The following is a 23067-nucleotide window of genomic DNA, read 5'->3' on the forward strand; positions in this document are numbered from 1 at the left end:
GCGATGGGACTGCTCGACCCCGTCACGGGCACCCTGGGGCTGCTCTCGACGATGGTGCGCGCGGGGGTCATCGCCCCGATGCGCCCGGACAAGTACCTACGGATCGCCGGCGCCATGCAGCGCGAGAACATGGCGATCACCTCGGGTTTCGCCGCCGCGGCCCAGCGCTGCCCGGACCGCGCCGGCCTCGTCGACGAGATCGGGATCCTGACCTGGCGCCAGATCGACCGGCGGGCGGACGCCTTCGCGGCCGCGCTGCAGTCGCTGCCCGACGGCCGGCCCGAGGTCATCGGCCTGATGGCCCGCAACCACCGCGGCTTCGTCGACGCACTGATCGCGGCCAACCGCATCGGCGCCGACGTCCTGTTGCTCAACACGTCGTTCGCCGGACCCGCTCTGGCCGAGGTGCTCGAGCGCGAGGGTGAGGGCAAGTCGCTCGCGGTGGTCTACGACGAGGAGTTCACCGAGACGGTGGATCGCGCGGTGGCCGGACGGCCGGACACCACCCGCATCGTCGCGTGGACCGAGACCGACACCGGCACGGACCAGCTGACGGTCGAGGGGCTCATCCGCGAATACGGCGGGCAGGAGCCGTTGCGTTCGGTCGAGAAGAGCCGGGTGATCCTGTTGACCTCCGGCACGACCGGGACTCCCAAGGGCGCCAAGCACTCCGGCGGGGACCCCAGCGTCCTCAAGGCGATCCTGGACCGCACCCCGTGGCGGGCCGAGCAACCCGTGGTCGTCGTCGCCCCGATGTTCCACGCCTGGGGGTTCTCCCAATTGGCGTTCGCGGCGTCGATGTCGTGCACCATCATCACGCGGCGCAAGTTCGATCCCGAGGCGACGCTGGAGCTGATCGACAAGTTCCGTGCGACCGGACTGTGCGTGGTGCCGGTGATGTTCGACCGGATCATGGACCTGCCCGACGAGGTGCTGGACAGATACAGCTGCCGGTCGCTGCGCTTCGCCGCGGCGTCGGGGTCGCGGATGCGTCCCGATGTGGTCATCACGTTCATGGACCGGTTCGGCGACGTGATCTACAACAACTACAACGCCACCGAGGCCGGGATGATCGCGACCGCAACCCCCCGGGACCTGCGGGCCGCCCCCGACACCGCCGGCAGGCCCGCCGAGGGCACCGAGATCCGGATCCTGGATGCTGATTTCGAGGAGGTGCCGACCGGGGTGACCGGTGGCATCTACGTGCGCAATTCGACGCAGTTCGACGGCTACACCTCGGGAAAGACGAAGGATTTCCACGAGGGCTTCATGTCCTCCGGCGATGTCGGCTACCTCGACGAGGAGGGGCGACTCTTCGTGGTGGGCCGCGACGACGAGATGATCGTGTCCGGGGGCGAGAACATCTACCCGATCGAGGTGGAGAAGACGTTGACCGCCCATGACGACGTCGCCGAGGCCACCGTGCTCGGCGTCGACGACGAGAAGTACGGGCAACGGCTCGAGGCTTTCGTGGTTTTGAACCCCGGCGCCGCGGCTACCCCCGACACACTCAAACAACATGTCCGCGACAACCTCGCGAACTACAAAGTGCCCAGGGAGATCACGGTGCTCGACGAGCTGCCGCGCAGTATCACCGGCAAGATTTCGCGGAGGGATCTGAAGAACCGGCTCGGGAATGCGTAAGCCCCGTCCGGTGCTGCGCGCTGTCGCGGAGCTCCTCAATGCCGCCAACGGCCTGCGTCCGCTCGCCCGGGAGGGTTACCCGACCATCCCCGTGTTCGCGTTCGGGTGGCCCACCTCGGAGATGTCGCCGCTGTACATGGCCGGGTCGATGCTCGACGCGATCCGGCGCGGCATCCGCGGTGACTTCCGGGGGACGCGTGGTCGAATCGCGCTGGTGCTCACCGCGATCGCCTGGGGTGTGTTGTATGTGATCCACCGCCGCAACGTGGCATCGCAACCGAATTTCGAGGAACCGCTGCGTGAGGCCCTCGGCGAGAACTACCAGCAGATCGCCGAGAAGGCGAAGTCGACGCGGCGGCGCCTCATCGGCGTCTTCCCCAACGACGTGATCCGCCGCCGGTATGTCGAGAAGGCCAGCACCATCCAGTACGGGCCGAACGGCCGGGTCAACCGCGCCGACATCTGGCGCCGCGCCGACCTGCCCAAGGACGGTAAAGCCCCTGTGCTGCTGCAGGTTCCGGGTGGAGCGTGGGCCATCGGCATGCGTCGCCCGCAGGCCTATCCGCTGCTCAGCCACCTCGCCGACCACGGCTGGATCTGCGTGTCGATCGACTACCGGGTCAGCCCGCGCCACACGTGGCCCGACCACATCGTGGACGTCAAGCGGGCGCTGGCGTGGATCAAGGAGAACATCGCCGAGTACGGCGGCGATCCCGATTTCGTGGCCATCTCCGGCGGGTCGGCCGGCGGACACCTCTCCTCGCTGGTCGCGCTGACCCCCGACGACCCACAGTTCCAGCCCGGGTTCGAGGACGCCGACACGTCGGTGGTCGCCGCGGTCCCGATCTACGGCCGCTACGACTGGGTCTCGGCGAAAGGCAACGGTCGCAAGGAGTTCATCGGCTTCCTGCAGAAGTTCGTTGTGAAGAAGCCGATCTCGCAGAACCGGCAGACCTATGTCGACGCCTCGCCGAGTTACCGGCTGCGGGCCGACGCACCGCCGTTTTTCATCCTGCACGGACAGGACGACTCGATCATCCCCGTGGCCGAAGGACGGGAGTTCGCCGCCGCCCTGAAGGAGGTGTCGACCTCACCGGTGGTGTATGCCGAGATCCCGCATGCCCAACACGCTTTCGACTTCTACTACGGATCGCCGCGGGCGCACTACACCGCCCAGGCCGTGGAGGAGTTCCTGTCGTGGGTGATGGCGACGCGGAAGAAGGCGGCGGCTTAGGGTCCGACGAGCCGAGTAATTGGCCACGTCGGCGAGCCGACTAATTGGCCACGTCGGCGAGCCGACTAATTGGCCATCGCGGTCTCGACGACCGTCAGCTCGGCGGAAAGCCCTGCGGCGCGTCGGATCTCGACGAACTCCTCGACCATCGCATCGGTCAGCTCATGGGGATCCTGGAGGGTCTTGCCGTCGGTCAGCACCGAGATGTTGATCTGGTCGACGTAGCTCCAGACGGTGATGTTGATACCGCTGCCGACGGTCAGGGGCCCGACCGAATAGATCTCGGTGACGAGTGCGCCGCCGACGCGGGCACGCTCGCGGGGCCCCGGCACGTTGGAGATCGGCAGGTTCATCACCTTGTTCTGGCCGTCTTTGGTGCCCAACCAGCGGAACATCGCCTCGGCGGGGGCCGGTGGTAGGTAGGCCGACCATCTGCTGACCAGTTCCGGGCCGAGCAGGTTGTTGCTCTCCTTGCCGGCGACGGCGGCGTCGTGGGCGGCGCGCACCCGCTCCAGCGGATCCTCCAGTTCCACCGGGATGCTCACCAGCACGCCCGTGAAGTAGTTGCCCGAGATCCGGTCCCGGGAGAAGTCGAAGCTCACCGGGACCGAGGCCAGCAGTGGATGATCGGCACGGTTGTCGTAGCGCAACAACAACTTTCGCAACGCACCGGCGGAGATGGCCAGCACCATGTCGTTGATCGTGACCCCGAGGTGCTTACCGGTCTGCTTCACGTCGTCGAGCGACAGCGTGGCGGTGGCGAACTTGCGGGTCGCGTCGATCTGGTGGTTCATGAAGGTCGCAGGTGGGGTGAACGGCCTCGTCAGCTCCGGCGAGAACTTCTGGCCACTCTGCTGGACCCTGCGTACGCCGGCCGCGGTGTAGCGCACGACGCTCGGGAACTTCGCGATCTGGCGGAGGTGGTCGGTGAACGCCGTCCGGACCAGCTCACCCCGGGACGGGGCGGGATCCGTGGCGTACGAGTCGCGGTCGGCCTGCGGTCCGTCCTGCAGATCCATCCCGCGGGCCAGCAGGTTCGCCGAGGCGACACCGTCGGCCAGCGCGTGGTGGATCTTGCCGAGCACCGCGATGCGGCCGCCGGCCAGGCCCTCGATCAGGTACATCTCCCACAGCGGGCGGCTGCGGTCGAGCGGTGTGCTCGCGATCCGTCCGACCGCTTCGTCGAGCTCCCGGCGTCCACCCGGCGCTTCGACCCGGCAGGAGCGGACGTGATACTCCAGATCTACCTCGGCGTTCTCGCGCCACATCGGATGGTGGAACTTGAACGGGATGTCGATCAGCTCGTACCGGAATGGGTCGAGCTTGTAGAGGCGTCCGTGGATGACCTTGCGGAGTTCCTCGACGCCGAATGTGGCGCCGCCCTCCTGCGCGAACGTCGAGTCGAGTTCGATCACCGCCAGCTTGAGCGTATGCATGTGGACGCTGGGGGTTTCGCTGTACAGGAGCACAGCGTCCCAGCCACGAAGCCTTTTCACCGCGACAGCCTCTTCACCGCGTCACCTTCCGCACCGGAGGTGACTATATAACCTCTTTGGCTCCGATGAGGCTTCTGTTTCGGTGAATGTGGTTGAGGAACAAGCCGATTGCCGTCGCGGCCGCCCCCGTGCGGGCACCGTCGGTCATGTCGAACCCGTGTCCGGCGCCGGGGAGTTCGACGTAGCCGACGACGGACCGCGACACGGCGCGAAGACGTTCGACGAAGCTCTGCGCCTGGGCGACGGGGATGACGCTGTCGCCGGTTCCGTGGATCACCAGGAACGGCGGTGCCTCGGAATGGACCCGGGCCATCGGGGAGGCCTTACGGAACACGTCAGGATGCTTGGCGAATTTACGCTTCACCACGACACGCTCGAGGAAGTCCATGAACCGGACACGCTCGACGGTGGACTTGTCCTCCCAGTCGTAGCGTCCGTAGATACCCACGACCGCGTCGACCGACGTGTCGGACCCCTCGGGCAGGTCGCCCTGCATCTCGGGATCGTTGGCCGTCAGGCCGGCGAGCGCGGCGAGGTGACCACCGGCGGAGGTGCCTGCGATGGCGACGAAGTTGCGGTCGCCGCCGAACCGGTCGACGTTGGCACGGGCCCACGCGATCGCGGTCTTGACGTCGGTGATGTGGGCGGGCCACGGGTTGTGCGGTGCGACCCGGTATTCGACGGACAGACACACCCAGCCCATTTCGGCCAGATGGGACATCAGCGCGTAGCCCTGCAGCATGCGGCCGCCGTGCACCCAGGCGCCGCCGGGCACGAAGATCATCACCGGCGCGTCGGAGGAGACGTCGTCACGACGCCAGACGTCCAGCAACTGGGTCGGGCGGGGTCCGTAGCGCACCGAGGTGCGATGCACGTGGCGCCGGTGCTCCCGCATCCTCCAGACCGGAGGTTTGGGGTCGGCGGCGGGCCACTCGATCTCGAGGTCCTTGGCCGAGACGACGCCGCGGAGCGCGGCCTCGGTGACGGCGTTCGTGCAGTCCCGTTCCTGCTGCTTCTTCTCGGCGTCGTTGGGGGCCACCAGCGACTTGGCGAGTGCCCCGACGAAATCCGGCGCATGCCGTGCGCCCCAGACCCCCGCGGCCGTCAACGCGCCAAGCGGCTCAAGATGTTTCCCGACCACGGGCAGCGAAGCCGACGCGACGCTCATGGCCAGCATGTAGTCCGAGGGACCCGCGTTCAGCAACCATTTCAAGCGGGTAGTCAGGGTAGGTCCGGGGTACCGGGTATCCGGTCGTTCCGTCATGGGCGCGAGCGTACCCCGGTGACATAGGTCTCAAACGACAATCTGATCGAAGTTGTCTACCCAACTTTCAGACGTAGTCAATTTGTGACCGCTATCACAGAATCATTTGCCGGAGGCGCCGGATAACGTCAGTTGACAACTGTCAATTTCAGCGAAGAGGGCTTCCACCGTGAGCAAGACCGATCGCACGTCCAGTCTGGCCATCACCGACGACCACCAGGATCTCGCCGCGGCGACATCAGGCCAGCTCAGCCGCCTGCAGACGCTGGCGAAGGCCAGGGCGACGCTCGACGGTGGCCCCAACCACCCGGCCGATATCTGGACGGCCGCAACCGAACTCGGCTGGCTGGGATTGGCGGTCTCCGAAGAGTTCGGCGGATCGGGCTTCGGGCTGGCCGAACTGGCCGTCGTCGCCGAATGCCTGGGACGTCAACTGACCCCCGGACCGTTCCTCACCGCGGCCGCCGCCGCGGTGATCGTCGACCGCTGCGCCGGGGATTCCGTCCGCGCCGACCTGCTTCCCCGCCTGGTCGCCGGGGAGACGGTCGCGACCCTCGGCCTCTCGGGAACCCTCGCTGTCGGCTCGGATTCCACCGTGACCGGCGAGAGCCCCTCCGTCCTGGGTGCGCCGGACGCCGCGGTGCTGGTGCTCGTCGCCGGCGACGACGTGGTGATCGTCGACGCCGGCGCCGACGGCGTCGCCGTGACCGCGCTGGACGGTCTCGACACCACCCGCAGCATCGGCGCGGTGTCGCTGGCGGGCGTCTCCGTCGCCCCGGAGCGGATCCTGCGCGGTGCAGCCCGCAATGCCACGACGGTCTTCCGGATCCTGGCTTCGGCGGAGGCCGTCGGCGTCAGCTGGGCCGCGCTGGACATGTCCGTCGAGTACGCGAAGGTGCGCGAACAGTTCGGGCGCACCATCGGCACGTTCCAGGCGGTCAAACACCACGCCGCGAACATGCTGGTCAGCGCCGAGACCGCGACCGCGGCCACGTGGGACGCCGCCCGCGCCGAGGACCTCGACGGCGCGTGGTTCCCCGCTGCGGTGGCCGCGGCGCTGGCCAACCGCGCCCAGGTGCTCACCACGCAGAACAACATTCAGCTGCACGGCGGGATCGGCTACACCTGGGAGCACGACGCCCATCTCTACCTGCGCCGGGCCCGCACGCTGGCCGCCCTGTCGACCGACGGCGCGGATCCGCTGGTCGACGCGGTGGAGGCGCAGCGCAGCGGTCAGGCGCGTGGCGCATCGTTCACGCTGCCCGCCGAATCGGAGGAGTACCGCAGCCAGGCCCGCGAAGCGGCGGCCACGGTCCGGGGGCTGCCGCCGGAGCAGCAGCGTGACTTCCTCGTCGAGTCCGGCTATCTGGTCCCGCACTGGCCCACACCCTGGGGCCGAGGCGCGAACGTGCTGGAACAACTCGTGATCGAAGAGGAGTTCTCCGGGGTCGAGCGCCCCGACATGGGCATCACCGGCTGGGTAGCCCTGACCATCGCCCAGGCCGGAACCCCGGACCAGCGGGAACGTTGGGTCGAGCCGGTATTGCGTGGACAGGTCATGTGGTGCCAGCTGTTCTCCGAGCCGGGCGCCGGGTCGGATGCCGCCGCGGTGCGTACGGCGGCCAAGCGGGTCGACGGCGGGTGGCGGGTCACCGGCCAGAAGGTGTGGACGAGCCTGGCCCACCTGTGTCAGTGGGGGCTGGCCACCGTGCGCACCGATCCGGAGGCGGCCAAACACGCCGGCGTGACGATGATGGCCATCGATATGAACGCCGAGGGCGTGACCGTGAACCCGCTCAGGGGCATCACCGGCGATTCGCACTTCAACGAGGTGTTCTTCGACGACGTGTTCGTTCCCGACGAGGACGTGGTCGGCGACGTGAACAAGGGCTGGCTGGTGGCGCGGGCCACGCTGGGCAACGAGCGGATCTCGATCGGCGGGGGTTCGGGCGCACCGATGGGCACCACTCCGGATCACCTGGTCAAGCTCCTCGACGCCGACCCCGAGGTGGGAGCGCGATTCGTGCGTCAGGCGGGTGAGGTCATCGCCGAGATCCACACGCTGCGCCTGCTGAACCTGCGTCGCGCCACCCGCGCGATCTCTGGCGCGGAACCCGGCCCGGAAGGCAACGTCACCAAGCTGCTGGTCGCCGAGTCGGGCCAGCATCTGACCGAGCTGGCCTTCGAACTGGCGGGGACGGCCGCGGTCGTGGGGCAGGCACCGCAGCTGACACTGTCCTATCTGGGCAACCGCGCGATGACCATCGCGGGGGGAACCTCCGAGATCACCCGCAACACGATCGCCGAACGCATTCTGGGTCTGCCCCGGGATCCGCTGCTTCGCTGACGGACCGCGTTGCCGCGCACGCATACTGGTCGGGTGCACAGCATCGAGATCCATCCCGAGCTCCGTCGCGCCGCCCGGCTGGTGCCCAAGCAGATCATCACCCCGGTCACGCTGCCGTTCATGCGCGCGGCGTCGCGGCTGATGTGGCGCAAGGCGCCCGCCGACGACGTGGATGTCCTCACCCTGTCCTCGGGGGTCGGCGTCCGCCTGTTCCGCCCCGAGGGCGTGGCGACGCCGGGGCCGGCACTGCTGTGGATCCACGGCGGGGGTTACGTCATCGGCGACGCCGCGCAGGACGACGTGCTGTGCCGGCGATTCGCGAACGAGCTCGGCGTCACCGTGGTCTCGGTGAACTACCGCCTCGCGCCCCAGCATCCCTACCCGGCGCCTCTCGAGGACTGCTACACGGCACTGAGCTGGCTCGCCACGCTGCCTGCGGTGGACGCCACCCGCGTCGCGATCGGCGGGGCCAGTGCCGGCGGCGGGCTCGCGGCGGCGCTGGCGTTGCTCGCCCGGGACCGCGGTGAGATCCCGCTTGCCGCACAGATTCTCGTGTACCCGATGATCGACGACCGCACGGTCGACCGCGCCGGTCTGGACAATCCGGGCCACCGGCTGTGGAACCAGTCGAGCAACCAGTTCGGCTGGCGGGCCTACCTCGGGGACGCCGATCCCGAGGTCGCCGTGCCTGCGCGCCGGGCCGACCTGGAGGGGCTGCCGCCGGCGTGGATCGGCGTCGGGACGCTGGACCTGTTCCACGACGAGGACCTGGCCTACGCCGAGCGGCTGCGCGCGGCGGGGGTTCAGGTCGAGGTCGAGGTCGTCGACGGCGCGTTCCACGGGTTCGACGGCGTCGCCCCGAAAGCCGAGGTCTCGCGGTCGTTCTTCAACAGTCAATGCGCGCTGCTGCGCACGGTGTTCGCGTCCGCGGCGGCCTGAGAATCACCCCCGCTCGTAGGCCACCTCGCCGGCGATGACCGTCGCGGCCACCGCCGTGGCATCGAGCTCCGCGAGGACATCGGCCGGCGAGGCGGACACAATGCACAGGTCGCCGGGAGCGCCTGCCTCGACGCGGGCCGCACAGCCCGGCCGATGTCCTGTGAAGAGCCGCAATGCCGTTGCCGCCGGGATCTTTTCGTCCGGCCCCAGCACGGTGCCCGAGGGTGTGCGTCGCTGCACCGCGGCCCGCATGGCCGCCCACGGGTCCGGGTCGCCGAACGGCGCGTCGGTCGACAGCGCGACGGGGACACCGGCGCGCAGCAGCGACGCGACCCGCCACAGCTCGTGGTGTTCGGCCTGCGGAACGTCGGCGAGGTACTGGTCGCCGCGCTCGGCGACGAAGTTGGGCTGTGTCACCACCGAGATCCCGGCAGCGGCAAGGTCGGTCAGGGTCCCGTCCGGGACCACCGCGGCGTGCTCGATGCGGTCGAGGGGGTGGCGGCCGGCGACGCGCAGTGCCTCCAGCGTCACCACGAGCTGGGCGGCCGTGACGCAGTGCAGGGCCACGGGCACCCCGACCGCATGGGTGTGCCTGATCCACCGGGTCAGGGCGTCGAGGTCCAGGTCGTCGTCGTGCAGGATGCGCTTGCCCGGCGCCAGGCATCGCACCGTCTGACGCATCCGGTGCTGGAGGTCGGTGATGTCGCCCGCCCCGAGATCCGGGGTGGCGTCGGTGACACCGGTGACGCCGTAGCGGCACAGTGTGGCGCTCAGCGACGCGAGGTCCGGTTCGGCCGGGGGCAGCGCCCAGCTGTGGTCGGCGCTGCGCAGGTTGCCGTCCGGATGGTCGGGCAGCCCCACCCGGGTCAGCGCGGGCGTGTTCAGCGTCCACTGGACACCGCTGCGGTGCTGCACGCGCACCGGCACGCCCGGCGCGAGGGCGTCGAGCACGTCGCGGTCGAGGGGTCCTGCCACCGATTCGTGGTAGCCGACGGCACGCACCCAGCCCTGGCCGTCTCGGGTCGCCGTGGCGAGAAGCGTTGCCAGCCCGGCAGTGTCGGCGACCTCGCCGGGGCCGACCCGTACCGACTGCAGGACAGCGGCGGCAGCCCGCAGGTGCACGTGATGGTCGTGAAGGCCGGGCAGCACGGTGCCCCCCGCCGCGTCGTACTCGGTCTCCCCGCTGCGGACGGCCAGTCCTGCACCGACCTCGACGACCTCCGCGCCGACCCGGATGTCGGCAGGGGTGCCGTCGAGGAGCACCCCGCGGCGGATCAGCACGGCACGCCCAGCCGCGCGGCCACCAGACGTTCGACGACGTCGTTGTGCGCGCCGAGCTCCGCTGCCGCTGTGGGTACCGAAGGCACTGTGCCGCAGTCCTTCTCGTCTCCTGGCAGCGCGGCATCCCCGGCGTAATCGGCGGCCACGCCCGCCATCGACACGTCGAGAAGTTCGCCACCGCCGCGGCCGAGTGATTCCAGCACCGCACGCGCCGCCTCGATACCCGTCAGTGGGTCGGCGAGCGCGTCAGCGCAGAACTGCGGGCCGTCGGCGCCGGCGTCGACCAGCCCCCCGGCCACCGCGGCGTCATCGCCGAACGCCACCCACTGGCCCCGGTCGCCGTCGATGCCGTGCCCGGTGATCCGGGCCCACACCCGCCCGGGACGGCCCGATACCTGCGCCGGTCCCAGACCGCGGCGCTGCAGCGCTGCGGGCCGGGATCCCTCGATCACGACATCCGCGGCGGTCAGGAGGCGGCGCAGCTTCCCGGGTTTCTCGAAATCGGCGTCGTACGAAAGCTTTCCGGCGTTCACCCAGTCGAAGAAGGCAGGTGGTCCGCCGCGGGTGCCGTCGGGCCGGGCCGCACTCTCCACCTTGACGACGGTCGCGCCGGCGTCGGCGAGCACGCGGCCGCACAGAGGTCCGGCCCACATCGACGACAGGTCGACCACCAGCAGCTCCCGAGGTCGGGGGGCCGGTGCGCGGTGTCCGAGCTCGTGGATCAGCACGGGGGTGGCCCCCCGGCCCTCCCCGAGCACACCCACGGGCAGTCCGAGCAACCGGGCCCGCGCCGCGAACTCCGTAACCCCGACCGCACGCACGAAGCCCTCGATCGCCGGCCACAGCGGGTCCGGCAGCGCGTCGACCCCGATCAGGGCGGGCACCGCGTCGAGATCGTCGGGGCGTGACAGCGTCAACGCACACCAGCCGCCGGATCCCTCCATGAGCCGGGTGGCTCCGCCCGCGGACATCCGGCCGGGGGCGGGGAGACCGAGCAGGGCCGATCGGCCGCCGATCAGCTCGGCCGCGTCGAGGTACACACTCGTGAGAGCGGCGATGGTCTGCGTGCTCTCCTGCGCACGCGCCAGCACGGCGGCTGGCACACGCACGGCAGGCACAGGACCATTGTGGGTGATGCCCGCTCAGAACAGGAGCGCGGTGAACCGCCAGTCCAAGACCTGACGGTCGTCGTCGTCCACGGCGAAGACGGTCGAGTGCAGTCGAAGCACCGTGCCGCCGCCCGGCCTCGGATCGGCGCCCTCGACGGTCAGCTCGCTGTAGAGCGTGTCGTTCTCGTGCACGGGTCCGGTGTGGTCGCAGGACTCCCACGCCAAGACCGCGACGAGGTCGGGCAGCAGCCGGGTCGCCTGGGCCAGCGCGAGTCCGATCGTGTGACCCCCGTAGACCAACCGTTTTCCGGCGACCCGCGAATCATGATGGGTGGCAGCGATGTTGAGTGTCAGCCTGGCCAGCTCGGGTGCACTGGTCACGACGTCGGCGGTACTGCGCACGGTGGTCCCCACCAGTGCCGCGTCGACGAATGGCGCGGGTACCCGGGACCGGAACATCTCGGCGTCCCAGCCCTGGGTCGGATCGGGCGCCGGTCCGGCGTCCACGCCGATCAGCGACAGGTCGTCGTCGTGGCCGGTACGGACCTCGTCGCTGCTCATCGGCAGCATCGCGCAGCGGTAGAAATCGAGCACCAGCCGTGCGGCCTGGTCGGTGGTCGTCACCCGCAGCGCCGCGAGCCCGGTCGTCGGGCGCCCCGGTCTGACCGAGTTCTGTTTCAGCGCAACGACCTCAGTGCGGGTGTGCAGGGTGTCGCCGATCGCGGGGTAGCGGTGGAAGGTCAGGCCCCGGTAGAACAGGTTCGCCTTGACCCGCTGAGTCACCAGCGTGGACTGACCGATCGCCACGTCGCACACCAGCGCCGGGTGGGCCATCGGCGCGGTCGCGCCCGTCACCGCCGTGCACAGGGCGGCGTCGAGCGGCAGGCGGAGGCGATCGCCGAGGATCGCCTGGTGCGTGGCGGCGACACCGGAGGTCAGCGTCATCGACGGGGCCCAGTCGAAGACCTGGCCCACCCGCAGGTCGTCGAAATAGGGTCCCGCGCCGATTTGGCCGTACAAAGTCACAGACCGCATGCTGGCACCGGGTCAGACCGGGTGTCAACAATGCTACAAATGGCCGTACATTTATCGAGCGACGGAGGTGCGCGGTGGCCGAAGGCCTGAGCAGCGAAGAGACCATGCTGGTCGAGACGGTCCGCACGTTCGTCAACCGCGACGTCAAGCCCACCGTCCGCGAGGTCGAGCACGCCAACACCTATCCGCAGGCGTGGATCGAACAGATGAAGCAGATCGGCATCTACGGGCTGGCCGTGCCGGAGGCCTACGGCGGGGCGCCGGTGTCCACCCGCTGCTACGTGCTGGTCACCCAGGAGCTGGCGCGCGGCTGGATGAGCCTGGCCGGAGCCATGGGCGGGCACACCGTGGTGGCCAAACTGCTCACGCTGTTCGGCACCGAGGAGCAGAAGCAGCGCTATCTGCCGGGGATGGCCACCGGCGAGGTGCGCGCGACGATGGCGCTGACGGAGCCGGGGGGCGGGTCGGACCTGCAGGCGATGAGCACCGTCGCCCGCACCGACGGTGACGACCTGGTGATCAACGGATCGAAGACGTGGATCTCCAACGCGCGGCGGTCGGGGCTGATCGCGCTGCTGTGCAAGACCGATCCGGACGCCACCCCGAAGCACGCCGGGATCTCGGTCGTCCTCGTCGAGAACCCGACCCCCGGCCTGGCGGTGTCGCGGGACCTGCCCAAGCTGGGATACAAGGGCGTGGAGTCCTGCGAGCTGGCGTTCGACCGGTGTCGCGTCCCCGCCTCGGCGATCCTCGGCGGCACGCCGGGTAAGGGGTTCGCGCAGATGATGAAAGGCCTTGAGACGGGCCGGATCCAGGTGGCCTCCCGGGCCCTGGGGGTGGCCTCGGCCGCGCTGGAGGACGCACTGGCCTACGCGCAGGACCGGGAGAGTTTCGGGCAGCCCATCTGGAAGCACCAGGCCGTCGGCCACTATCTGGCCGACATGGCGACGAAGCTGACCGCTGCCCGCCAGCTGACCCTGTACGCGGCGGACCGGTACGACAGCGGCGCCCGGGCCGACATGGAGGCCGGGATGGCCAAGCTGTTCGCCTCCGAGACGGCGATGGACATCGCGCTCAACGCCGTCCGGATCCACGGCGGATACGGCTATTCCACCGAGTACGACGTCGAACGCTACTTCCGGGACGCGCCGCTGATGATCGTCGGGGAGGGCACCAACGAGATCCAGCGCAACGTGATCGCCGGCCAGTTGGTGGCCCGGGGCGGCATCTGATGCCGCCCGCCTACCAGGTGCTGCGCGAACGCCTGCGCGACGAGATCGCGACCGGCCGCTACCCCGACGGTATCCGCCTGCCCACCGAATCCGAACTCGTTGCCCGGCACGGCCTCTCACGTCAGACGGTGCGCCGCGCGTTCCAGGATCTCGTCGCCGACGGCACCGTGTACCGCGTACCCGGGCGCGGCAGCTACGCCAGCGAACAGGGCCGCCGCTACCTGCGGCAGCTGGGCTCGATCGAAGACCTCATGAGCCTGTCCGACGACACCACGATGGAGGTGCTCGACGGGCTGCACCGCAGGGTGGACATCGAGGCCGCCAGCCGGCTGCGCCTCGACGGGGATGTGGTCTATACGGTGGCGTTCCGGCGTCTGCACGACGGCGTCGCGTTCGGCCACACCGTCGTGCACCTTCCACCCGCGGTCGCGGCGGTGGTGCTGTCGTCCCGCGACATGGCCACCGGGGCCGTGAGCACGCACACCGTGATCGGGCTGCTCGAACCGCACCTGGAGCACCCGATCGCCGAAGCGGCACAGTCGATCACGGTGGCCGCGGCCGACGACACCGCGGCGGCGGCGGTGGGCTGCTCGTCGGGGCACCCGATGCTGAGGGTGGACCGGCTCTATGCCGACGCCGCCGGCAGCCCGGTCGAGCTGGCGGTCAGTCAGTTCCTCCCCGAGCAGTACACCTACCGGGTCACGCTGCGCCGATCCGGTTGAGCCCTGCCCCCTGCCCCTGCACCCCTGCCCCCTGCACCGAGGGCCCTGCACCCCTGGCCCCTGCACCGCGAGCGCGCGTGTCTGCACGCCGCCGAGCGGCGTGTCGTGTGCCGTCGCGCGCGCTCGCCGCGCACCGACAGCGACGTTTCAGCTCACCTCGTCGACCAGACCCCACCTCAGCGCGGTCTGCGCGTCGATCGAGCGGCCCGACAGTACGAGATAGGCGGTGCGCCAACGCCCGATGCGCTTGGTGATGCTGACGGTGCCACCCGCTCCCGGGATCAGGCCCAGCGTGAGTTCGGGCAGCCCCAGCACCGCGTCCGGGTGGCACCGAACCCATCCGCAGAATGCGGCCATCTCCAGGCCGCTGCCCTGCACCTGACCGTGAATCTCGGCGCGGCACGCCCGCCCCAGCCGCTCGGTGATCTCGGCGAGTGCCAGTGCCGGACTGTGCCGGGTGCGGGCGAGGTGCGCGCTGGCCGGGTCGGCGAACGTGCCGAATTCAGCGAGGTCGCCGCCGCTGCAGAACGACGGGCCGTTGCCCGCCAGCACCACCTCGGTCACCGACGGGTCCAACCGAGCGACCTCCAGCGCTTCGAGCAACGCCGCCCTGGCGTCGGTGGAGAACGCATTGTGCCGTCGGGGCCGGTTGAACCGGATCGTCAGAAGGTTCTCATCACGTTCCGTGACAACGGGATTCGGGATATCCGGCATCTGCACAGGGCCGCGATCGGCCAGCCAGCTCGCGAACTCCGGCCCGGCCTGCAGCGTGGAGTACGCGAGTGACTCGGTGACGACGCCCGTGAAGGTCGAACCCGCGGGGTCGAGTGCGCGCAGCACGTCGTCGCAGACGGCGGCCGCGTGGGGACGGCGCGCGCAGCGGTCCTCGAGCTCGGCCAGCGTTTCGGGCACCGACGCCACCGTGACCGCCCGGTGATCATCGGTCGCGTCCTCGGTCACTGCGAACGTCGCTGTGTCGGAGGGTTTTCCGACGCAGACGCGGATACCGCCCGCCAGCTCGACCAGTTCGCTCACGAGTACTTCTTGATGAGCTCCTGCTTGTACAGCTTCCCGGTGTCGGTGCGGGGCAGCTGCGCCTCGAACGAGATCGAGCGCGGACACTTGTAGTGCGCCAGCCTGTCTCGCAACCACGCGATCAGCTCGTCGGCGAATTCCTCGGTGGCGTCGGCGGGGTCGACGGTCTGCACGACGCCCTTGACCCGCTGACCCATCTCGTCGTCGGGAACGCCGAACACGGCGGCGTCCATCACCTTCGGGTGGGTGACGAGCATGTTCTCGGCTTCCTGCGGATAGATGTTCACCCCACCCGAGATGATCATGTGGTGCCTGCGGTCGGTCAGGTAGAGGAACCCCTCCTCGTCGACATACCCGATGTCGCCCACCGTCTTCCAGCCCCGGGTGTCGCGCGACTTCGCGGTCTTGTCAGGGTCGTTGAGGTATTCGAAGTCGAAGCCGCCCTCGAAGTAGATCTCGCCGGCCTGCCCGGGCGGCAGCTCGTTGCCCTCCTCGTCGAGGATGTGCAGCACACCGGCCAACGGCCGACCGACCGAACCGGGGTGGGTCAGCCACTCCTCGGCGGTGATCAGCGTCGAACCGTGAGCTTCCGAAGATGCGTAGTACTCGTCGACGATCGGGCCCCACCAGTCGATCATCTGCTTCTTGATCTCCACCGGACACGGCGCGGCGGCATGCATGACGCGTTCCAGGCTCGACACGTCGTACGACGTCCGGACGTCCTCGGGCAGCTTGAGCATGCGCGTGAACATCACGGGAACGAACTGACCATGTGTCACACGGTGTTTCGCAATCGCGTCCAGCGCACCCTCGGCGTCGAACTTCTCCATGACCACCGTCGTGATGCCGCCGGCCTGCGTCTGCATGGACCACACCGACGGGGCGGTGTGATACAGCGGCGCCGGGCTGAGGTAGACCGCGTCGGGGTGCATCCAGAACGACACCAGCGCGGCCATCAGGCCCGGCGACTCGGACGGCGGCACATGCGGCAGTGCGCGTTTGATGCCCTTGGGCCGACCGGTGGTGCCCGACGAGTACTGCAGCAGGTCGCCCTCGATCTCGTCGGCGATCGGGGTGTCAGGCTGGTCGGCGACGCATTCGGGATAGCTGCGCCACCCGTCGAGCTGCCCGTCGGCGACCAGCAGTACCGGCGGCAGGCCCTGCGGCAGCTCGGCGGCGAGGCCGGCCAGGGTGTCGGCGAGCTTGCCCGAACCGACGATGGCCTTCGCGCTGCTGTTGTCCACGATGTAGGCGGCCTCGGCGGCCGTCAGGTGCGTATTGATGGGCACGTAGTACAGCCCGGCGCGGCGCGCGGCCCACATGACCGCGTGCATGTGCTCGTTGTTCTCCATGAGGATCGCGACCGCATCGCCCTCGACGAGGCCGGCGCCGCGGAACAGATGCGCGAGCCTGTTGGCCCTGGCTTCGAGTTCGCCGAACGTCACGATGGTCCCCGACGGATACATCACGATGGCGGGCTTGTCAGGCGTGGCGACGGCGGTGTCACGTATCTGCATGGGCTGACTTTACTTCGCCGTACTTGACAGGTGTCAAGTGGCTGCTGACGCGCGGCTCATCGGCGGCTCGCCGGCCCCGCGAACGCGCGCAAAAGCACACCGCGAGCGGCGCGTCTGCGTGCAGACACGCGCGCTCGCGGTGCAAAGTGCCGGTGCGGCGCGGTGCGAAGTGCCGGTGCGGCGCGGGGCCGGTGCGGCGCGGGGCTAGCTTTCCTCGGCGAGGCGGGTCTTCAGGGCGTCGAACTCGTCCTTGATGCCCGTCGGCAGCTTCTCGCCGACGAACTCGAACCACTCCTCGATCAGCGGCAGCTCGGCACGCCATTCGTCGGGGTTGACCTTCAGGGCCTCGTCGACGTCCGACGCGTCCACGTCCAGACCGTCGAGGTCGAGGTCGGCTGCGGTCGGCACGATGCCGATCGGGGTGCTCTTGCCGTCGGCCTTGTGCTCGATGCGCTCGATGGCCCACTTCAGCACGCGGCTGTTCTCGCCGAACCCGGGCCACAGGAAGCGGCCGTCGTCGCCGCGACGGAACCAGTTGACGAAGAAGACCTTCGGAAGCTGCGACTCGTCGGCCTGCTTGCCGATGTTGATCCAGTGCTGGAAGTAGTCGCCGACGTTGTAGCCCAGGAACGGCAGCATGGCCATCGGGTCGCGGCGCACGGTGCCGACCTTGCCCTCGGCGGCCGCGGTCTGCTCGGAGCCCAGCGTGGCACCGATGAAGACGCCGTGCTGCCAATCGCGCGCCTCGGTGATCAGCGGGACCGTGGTCTTGCGGCGGCCGCCGAACAGGATCGCCGAGATCGGCACGCCCTGCGGATCGTCCCACTCGGGGGCGAGCGTCGGGCACTGGGAGATCGGGGTGCAGTAGCGCGAGTTCGGGTGCGCTGCTTTGGTTTCCGTCTCCCGCAGGATGTAGTCGTTGCCCTTCCAGTCGATCAGGTGGTCGGGCTCGCCCTCCAGACCCTCCCACCAGACGTCGCCGTCGTCGGTCTTGGCGACGTTGGTGAAGACGGTGTTGCCCCCGGCGATCGTCTTCATCGCATTGGGGTTGGAGTCCCAGTTGGTGCCCGGCGCGACGCCGAAGAAGCCGAACTCGGGGTTGGTCGCGTAGAGCCGGCCGTCCTTGCCGAACCGCATCCAGGCGATGTCGTCGCCGACGGTCTCGGCGCGCCAGCCCGGGATGGTGGGCTGCAGCATCGCGAGGTTGGTCTTGCCGCACGCCGACGGGAACGCCGCGGCGATGTAGTAGGCCTTGTTCTCCGGGGAGATCAGCTTGAGGATCAGCATGTGCTCGGCGAGCCAGCCCTCGTCGTGGGCCATCGCCGACGCGATGCGCAGCGAGTAGCACTTCTTGCCCAGCAGCGCGTTGCCGCCGTAGCCGGAGCCATAGCTCCAGATCTCGCGGGTCTCCGGGAAGTGGGTGATGTACTTCGTGTCGTTGCAGGGCCAGGGCACGTCCTTCTCGCCCTCTTCCAGCGGCGCCCCCAGCGAGTGCAGCGCCTTGACGAAGAAGCCGTCCTCGCCGATCTTCTCCAGCGCCTTGGCGCCCATGCGGGTCATCGTGCGCATCGAGACGACGACGTACTCCGAGTCGGTGATCTCGACGCCGAGTTTCGGGTCCTCGGCATCCAGCGGGCCCATGCAGAACGGGACGACCCAGAGTGTGCGGCCGCGCATGCTGCCGCGGTACAGGTCGGTCATGATGCCGCGCATCTCGGCCGGGTCCATCCAGTTGTTGGTGGGACCGGCGTCGATCTCGCGCTCGGAGCAGATGTAGGTCCGCGACTCCACCCGCGCGACGTCGGACGGGTCCGAGAGCGCGAGGTAGGAGTTGGGCTGCTTGTCGGGGTTCAGCTTCTGGAAGGTGCCTGCGTCGACGAGCTGTGCGCAGAGCCGTTCGTACTCTTCTTCGGAACCGTCTGCCCACGCGACGCGGTCGGGCTGTGTCAGCTCGGCGACTTCGCGAACCCAGGCGAGCAGGCCCTCGTGCTTGGTCGGTGCGGAATCCAGTCCCGGAATGGTCGCTGCGGTCATGCTGTGTCGTCTCCCCTGCATCTGCGCGAAAGGTCTGCCAGGACGCAGGCGCCAGGATCGGAGCCCCCAAGAGCCCACACCCCACGGCAGCCGCGGCCGTCACTGTGTACTGAGGTTAACGCGGGTGACATACCCGCGGTGAATCCGGAGTATGTCCATTCACTCACAGGAACGATTCAGATGGCCGTCACCGGGTGTTCTACCGGCCGGTAACAAGTTCTCCGTGGTGGGAGCGCGGGCCAGGCGACGCACTCGCGCCTCGACGGCCGCCAGTTGCTCGCCGATGTCGGCGTCCTCGGCGGCCGCTGCGGCGGCACTCTGCAACCCCCTCGCGGACTCGTACACCAGCAACTGCGTCGCGACCCGTTCGTCGGCCACGGCGCGGACGGCGGCGGCGGCCTCCTGCACCCAGCCCTGCAGGACGGCGCGGTCGTGCAGCAGCGTGCGGGCCCGGGTCACCCACACCGTCGTGGCCAATCCGGCGACCGCACCGGCGATCAGCCCCGCCGCGGCGAGCCCCGGTGCGAGTCCCGCCACCACCCGGGTGACCACCAGCGCGACCCCGAGTCCGAACCCCGCGCCCAGCACGGTCATCAACCGGTTCTCCAGCCGACGCGATCTCAGCGCCGGGCCGGGCAGGTCGACGGACGCGGGCTGCTGCGGGGCTGCGCGGCCGGTGTGCACGGCAACGTCCTCGTCGACGGCGGCCAGCACGCCGTCGCAGTGCCGCCGGACCCGCTCGGCGAAGCCGGCCACCTGCCTTCTGGTCAGCGCCGACGCCTCGCGGGTCAGGTCGGCGCGCAGCGAAGCGGACCGCCGGCGGGCGTCGTGGGTCACGGCCAGCCGGGTCTGCTGCACCGACTCGCGCAGTGCGACCGCGCGCCGAAGCGCCGACTCCCGGCGGCAGCGCAGCAGCCGCTCGCGTTCGACACGCAGCAGATCCCGTCGAAAAGGGTTCATCCGCAGTGCATTCCGCGACCGGACGACCGGGTCGCGAAGGTGGGCGTCCAGTAGCGCGACGAGCTCGTCCATCGCCGGGTCCCCCAGGCGTGGGGCCGCCGCGGCGCCGACCCATGGCACGTCCCCGAGGCCGGCTGCGTAGTGGGCGAGCTGCCGACGGTCGGCGGCCAGCACCCTCCGCCAGTCGTGGTGGTCGTCGATCTTCGACACCACCGCGATCACCACGTCCACGTCCGCGGCCTCCGACAGCAGCTCACAGTCCGAGCCCACGATCGGCGCGACCGCCGACGCGACGAACACGACCGCGACCGGGGTGTCGCCGGCCGTGAGGTCGACCGGTTCGGCGAACCGATCGCCCGGCATGCGCCGACGCAGTTCCGCGACCATCGAACTCACCCCGGCGCGCGACGGTCCGGTGACCACCACCACGTCGCTCACCGTGGGCTCACCGAGCCCCACTCGACGCAGCCCTGCTCAGCAGACGCAGCGAGCCTCGGGAGATATCGGCCGCGCACCGGCGGTGCAGGGGGCCCAGCGGGCCCTCGGCGTAGCGCCGCCAGTGCACGGCGCGGCTCAGATGGGTGTCCGCGTCGTCGCGGGGATCGACCTCCAGACCAGCCGCCTCCATGACCCCGACGGCGCAGGCCATCACCGCGATCACCACCTCGTCGTCGGCGAGGAATTCCCAGAGCTCGTCGTCATCGGATTCGGCGGCAGCCCGGTGCAGATCACGCAGGACCTCGCGCACCCGCCGGTAGGTGACCTCGGCCGCCACGTCGGCCAGGCGCGCGACGAGCTGGCCCAGCTGGCTCAGCTCCCGCAGGGACCCGGTCAGGGCAGCGGCGTCGGCGCCTTCGGCGGTGCGGAGCACGGCATGCGCCAGCCCGAACCGGTCCAGGCGGCGCAGCAGGCGTTGCCGCACGTCGGTGGACAGTGGGTGCCCGGACGAGACGAAGGCATCCCCCGACGTCATGTCCGCGGGGTTTTCGGCGAGGGTGTGTAGTGCCGTGACCAGTTCGTCGTCGAGTTCGACGGTGGCCAGATGGGCGACCATCGGCACGACAGGCAGACCCGTCGAGACGGAGATGTCAGCGGCGGTGCGTGCGGCGGCCGCGAGCGGTCCACCGGGAACCCGCCCCGACAGGTCCGCCTTGTTCAGGACGACCACCGCGGGGCTGCCACCGGCCGGCACCTGCCGGTCCTCGGGCTTCATCGACTCCGCGATCACCACGACCCGGACGTCGCCGCCGGTCCGGACCACCCGCAGGTCCGACGCCGCGAGCGCACGTGCGACGGCGTCCCGGCCGACCCCGGAACGCCCCTCGACCGTGACCGCCATCGGGGCCCGCAGCCGCAGCTCGGCAGCCCTGGCGTACGGGTTGGCGGTGCGCTCGGCGAACCGCGCGACGACACCGCCGAACAAGGACTCCCGCGAGTCGAACCCAGAAACAGACCCCGACACCGACCCCCACTTTCCGGGTCCGCTCACGACCCGCCCCAGGAAAATCGTGGCACCGGTCGCCGAGGGTCTGTGACACCTCTTTTCACCGGCCCCCAGGTGGGTACCCGGCTGTACCAGGCGTAGGCAACTGTTGGGTATCAATCTGTAACACGATGCAGGGAGCACGGTCTTGATGGGCGACGATGGACGGATGCGCATTTCGGGATCCGATGTCGCCGGCGACCTGGCGCCGGATCCCTCAGCAGACCCGGATCCCTCAGCCGACCCGGATGCCTCAACCGACAGCGGGCCGCCGCCCGTTCACCCCCACTTCCAGCGGCGGGTCACCAGCTTCCGGGCCCGGCGCTCGACGATCTCCGACAGCCAGCAGGCCACCTGGGACAGGCTGTGGCCCGAGCTGGGCGTGCAGGCCCGTGACGGTGACGAGCCCGCGGGCCCACTGGACGCCGAGGCATGGTTCGGCCGCCGCGCACCGCTGGTGCTGGAGATCGGCTGCGGGACAGGCACCTCGACGCTGGCCATGGCGCAGTCCGAGCCCGACATCGACGTCGTGGCCGTCGAGGTCTACCGGCGGGGCCTCGCGCAACTGCTCAGCGCGATCGACCGCACCCACGCCCCGACCCCCGACGCCGGACAACCCGTCACCAACATCCGGCTGATCCGCGGCGACGGCGTCGACGTCCTCACCTACATGCTGGCGCCGGCGTCGCTGACCGGGGTGCGCGTGTTCTTCCCGGACCCGTGGCCCAAAGCGCGCCACCACAAGCGCCGCCTGCTGCAGCCCGACACCGTCGCGCTGATCGCCGACCGTCTGCGCCCCGGCGGCGTCCTGCACGCCGCCACCGACCACCTGGGTTATGCCGAGCACATCGGCGAGGTCGGCGATGCCGAGCCGCGGCTGCGTCGCGTCAGCCCCGACGACCCCCGCCTCCCGATATCCACGGTGCGGCCGGTCACGAAGTACGAGCGCAAGGCCCTGGCCGGCCCCGTCGTGACCGAACTGGTGTGGGAGAGGACGTCATGAGCGTGACCGACACCCCCGAGGTCGTCACCCCCGACGAGCTCGGCACCGACACCGCGCCGCAGCCCGGACGGGTACTGCTGGTGTGGGACGCCCCGAACCTCGACATGGGCCTCGGGTCCATCCTCGGTGGCCGCCCGACCGCCGCGCACAGGCCCCGGTTCGACGCGCTGGGCCGCTGGCTGCTCTCCCGGACCGCCGACCTGTCCGCCGAGTACGCGGGCACCGGACGGTCGGTCGCGCTGGAACCCGAGGCGACCGTCTTCACCAACATCGCCCCCGGCAGCGCCGACGTGGTGCGGCCCTGGGTCGAGGCCCTGCGCAACGTCGGGTTCGCCGTGTTCGCCAAGCCCAAGGTGGACGAGGACAGCGACGTCGACAGCGACATGCTGGACCACATCGCGCTGCGCAACAGCGAAGGCCTGGCAGGTCTGATCGTCGCCTCCGCGGACGGTCAGGCGTTCAAACAACCGCTGGAGGACATCGCCAGAAGCGGTGTCGCCGTCCAGGTGCTCGGATTTCGCGAACATGCCAGTTGGGCGTTAGCGTCGGATACCTTGGAGTTCGTCGACCTGGAGGACATCGCAGGAGTCTTCCGGGAGCCGTTGCCGCGGATCGGACTTGATTCGCTACCGGAGCAGGGCGCCTGGCTGCAGCCATTCCGGCCGCTGTCGTCGCTGCTGACCTCGCGCGTCTAGGAAAAAATAGAGTGTCGGTTTCGACGTGCGCGGGCCG

At 69.7% G+C, this 23067-nt stretch carries 18 protein-coding genes; 8 read left to right on the forward strand and 10 right to left on the reverse strand.

Annotation, left to right across the window (positions count from 1 at the left end; all coding sequences use genetic code 11):
• Nucleotides 1–3 precede the first annotated feature (3 nt).
• A complete protein-coding gene (fadD12, locus tag FHR72_RS01290; RefSeq protein WP_183466092.1) occupies nt 4–1644 on the forward strand; it encodes an acyl-CoA ligase FadD12 in 1641 nt (546 codons plus the stop codon).
• Complete coding sequence (locus tag FHR72_RS01295) at nt 1637–2878, forward strand: alpha/beta hydrolase (RefSeq protein WP_183466093.1); 1242 nt, start codon at nt 1637–1639, stop codon at nt 2876–2878. Before fadD12 ends, FHR72_RS01295 begins: the two co-directional genes overlap by 8 nt.
• A gap of 65 nt (nt 2879–2943) precedes the next feature.
• Here the strand turns inward: FHR72_RS01295 and FHR72_RS01300 are convergent, their stop codons facing one another.
• Together FHR72_RS01300 and FHR72_RS01305 are read right to left on the reverse strand one after the other, a co-directional pair.
• Nucleotides 2944–4374: a WS/DGAT/MGAT family O-acyltransferase gene (locus FHR72_RS01300; protein WP_183466094.1), complete on the reverse strand. Its 1431-nt coding sequence runs from the start codon at nt 4372–4374 to the stop codon at nt 2944–2946.
• Nucleotides 4375–4417: 43 nt separating this feature from the next.
• A complete protein-coding gene (locus tag FHR72_RS01305; RefSeq protein ID WP_183466095.1) occupies nt 4418–5638 on the reverse strand; it encodes an alpha/beta hydrolase in 1221 nt (406 codons plus the stop codon).
• A gap of 169 nt (nt 5639–5807) precedes the next feature.
• On the opposite strand from FHR72_RS01305, the gene FHR72_RS01310 reads away from it, so the two are divergent.
• Together FHR72_RS01310 and FHR72_RS01315 are read left to right on the forward strand one after the other, a co-directional pair.
• Nucleotides 5808–7985, forward strand: coding sequence for an acyl-CoA dehydrogenase family protein (locus FHR72_RS01310; protein ID WP_183466096.1), 2178 nt, complete (start codon nt 5808–5810; stop codon nt 7983–7985).
• Nucleotides 7986–8018: 33 nt separating this feature from the next.
• Nucleotides 8019–8924: an alpha/beta hydrolase gene (locus FHR72_RS01315; RefSeq protein WP_183466097.1), complete on the forward strand. Its 906-nt coding sequence runs from the start codon at nt 8019–8021 to the stop codon at nt 8922–8924.
• A gap of 3 nt (nt 8925–8927) precedes the next feature.
• Here the strand turns inward: FHR72_RS01315 and FHR72_RS01320 are convergent, their stop codons facing one another.
• From FHR72_RS01320 to FHR72_RS01330, 3 genes are read right to left on the reverse strand one after another with little or no spacing between them, the layout of a single operon-like run.
• Nucleotides 8928–10205 carry an amidohydrolase family protein gene (locus FHR72_RS01320; protein WP_183466098.1) on the reverse strand — a complete coding sequence of 426 codons (1278 nt, stop codon included), beginning with the start codon at nt 10203–10205 and terminating at the stop codon, nt 8928–8930.
• Entirely contained in the window at nt 10199–11323 is a 1125-nt protein-coding gene (locus FHR72_RS01325; RefSeq protein WP_183466099.1) for a CoA transferase, read from the reverse strand. The genes FHR72_RS01320 and FHR72_RS01325 overlap by 7 nt, the downstream gene beginning before the upstream one ends.
• 24 nt (nt 11324–11347) lie before the next feature.
• The gene (locus tag FHR72_RS01330) at nt 11348–12349 is read right to left on the reverse strand and encodes a MaoC family dehydratase (protein WP_183466100.1); all 1002 of its coding nucleotides are present in this window, start codon (nt 12347–12349) and stop codon (nt 11348–11350) included.
• A 104-nt stretch (nt 12350–12453) separates the two neighbouring features.
• On the opposite strand from FHR72_RS01330, the gene FHR72_RS01335 reads away from it, so the two are divergent.
• Entirely contained in the window at nt 12454–13581 is a 1128-nt protein-coding gene (locus tag FHR72_RS01335) for an acyl-CoA dehydrogenase family protein (protein ID WP_221192965.1), read from the forward strand.
• Nucleotides 13581–14303: a GntR family transcriptional regulator gene (locus FHR72_RS01340; protein WP_183466102.1), complete on the forward strand. Its 723-nt coding sequence runs from the start codon at nt 13581–13583 to the stop codon at nt 14301–14303. The genes FHR72_RS01335 and FHR72_RS01340 overlap by 1 nt, the downstream gene beginning before the upstream one ends.
• Before the next feature lie 147 nt (nt 14304–14450).
• Here FHR72_RS01340 and FHR72_RS01345 read toward each other — a convergent pair whose 3' ends face one another.
• The 5 genes from FHR72_RS01345 to FHR72_RS01365 form a co-directional block, all read right to left on the reverse strand.
• A complete protein-coding gene (locus FHR72_RS01345; RefSeq protein WP_183466103.1) occupies nt 14451–15338 on the reverse strand; it encodes an enoyl-CoA hydratase/isomerase family protein in 888 nt (295 codons plus the stop codon).
• Complete coding sequence (fadD4, locus tag FHR72_RS01350; RefSeq protein WP_183466104.1) at nt 15335–16855, reverse strand: fatty-acid--CoA ligase FadD4; 1521 nt, start codon at nt 16853–16855, stop codon at nt 15335–15337. Before fadD4 ends, FHR72_RS01345 begins: the two co-directional genes overlap by 4 nt.
• Nucleotides 16856–17059: 204 nt before the next feature.
• The gene (locus FHR72_RS01355; protein ID WP_183466105.1) at nt 17060–18889 is read right to left on the reverse strand and encodes a phosphoenolpyruvate carboxykinase (GTP); all 1830 of its coding nucleotides are present in this window, start codon (nt 18887–18889) and stop codon (nt 17060–17062) included.
• Nucleotides 18890–19048: 159 nt separating this feature from the next.
• Nucleotides 19049–20287 carry a hypothetical protein gene (locus FHR72_RS01360; protein WP_311736015.1) on the reverse strand — a complete coding sequence of 413 codons (1239 nt, stop codon included), beginning with the start codon at nt 20285–20287 and terminating at the stop codon, nt 19049–19051.
• Between the two features lie 7 nt (nt 20288–20294).
• On the reverse strand, nt 20295–21338 hold the full coding sequence (locus FHR72_RS01365) for a hypothetical protein (protein ID WP_311736016.1): 1044 nt from the start codon (nt 21336–21338) through the stop codon (nt 20295–20297).
• Nucleotides 21339–21483: 145 nt separating this feature from the next.
• Here FHR72_RS01365 and trmB point away from each other — a divergent pair, with 145 nt between their 5' ends.
• Both trmB and FHR72_RS01375 read left to right on the forward strand, forming a co-directional pair.
• Nucleotides 21484–22335: a tRNA (guanosine(46)-N7)-methyltransferase TrmB gene (trmB, locus tag FHR72_RS01370; protein ID WP_183466106.1), complete on the forward strand. Its 852-nt coding sequence runs from the start codon at nt 21484–21486 to the stop codon at nt 22333–22335.
• Nucleotides 22332–23030, forward strand: coding sequence for an NYN domain-containing protein (locus tag FHR72_RS01375; RefSeq protein ID WP_183466107.1), 699 nt, complete (start codon nt 22332–22334; stop codon nt 23028–23030). The genes trmB and FHR72_RS01375 overlap by 4 nt, the downstream gene beginning before the upstream one ends.
• The last annotated feature ends 37 nt before the right edge of the window (nt 23031–23067 follow it).

It is taken from the genome of Mycolicibacterium iranicum (assembly GCF_014190915.1).
Lineage (GTDB): Bacteria > Actinomycetota > Actinomycetes > Mycobacteriales > Mycobacteriaceae > Mycobacterium > Mycobacterium iranicum_B.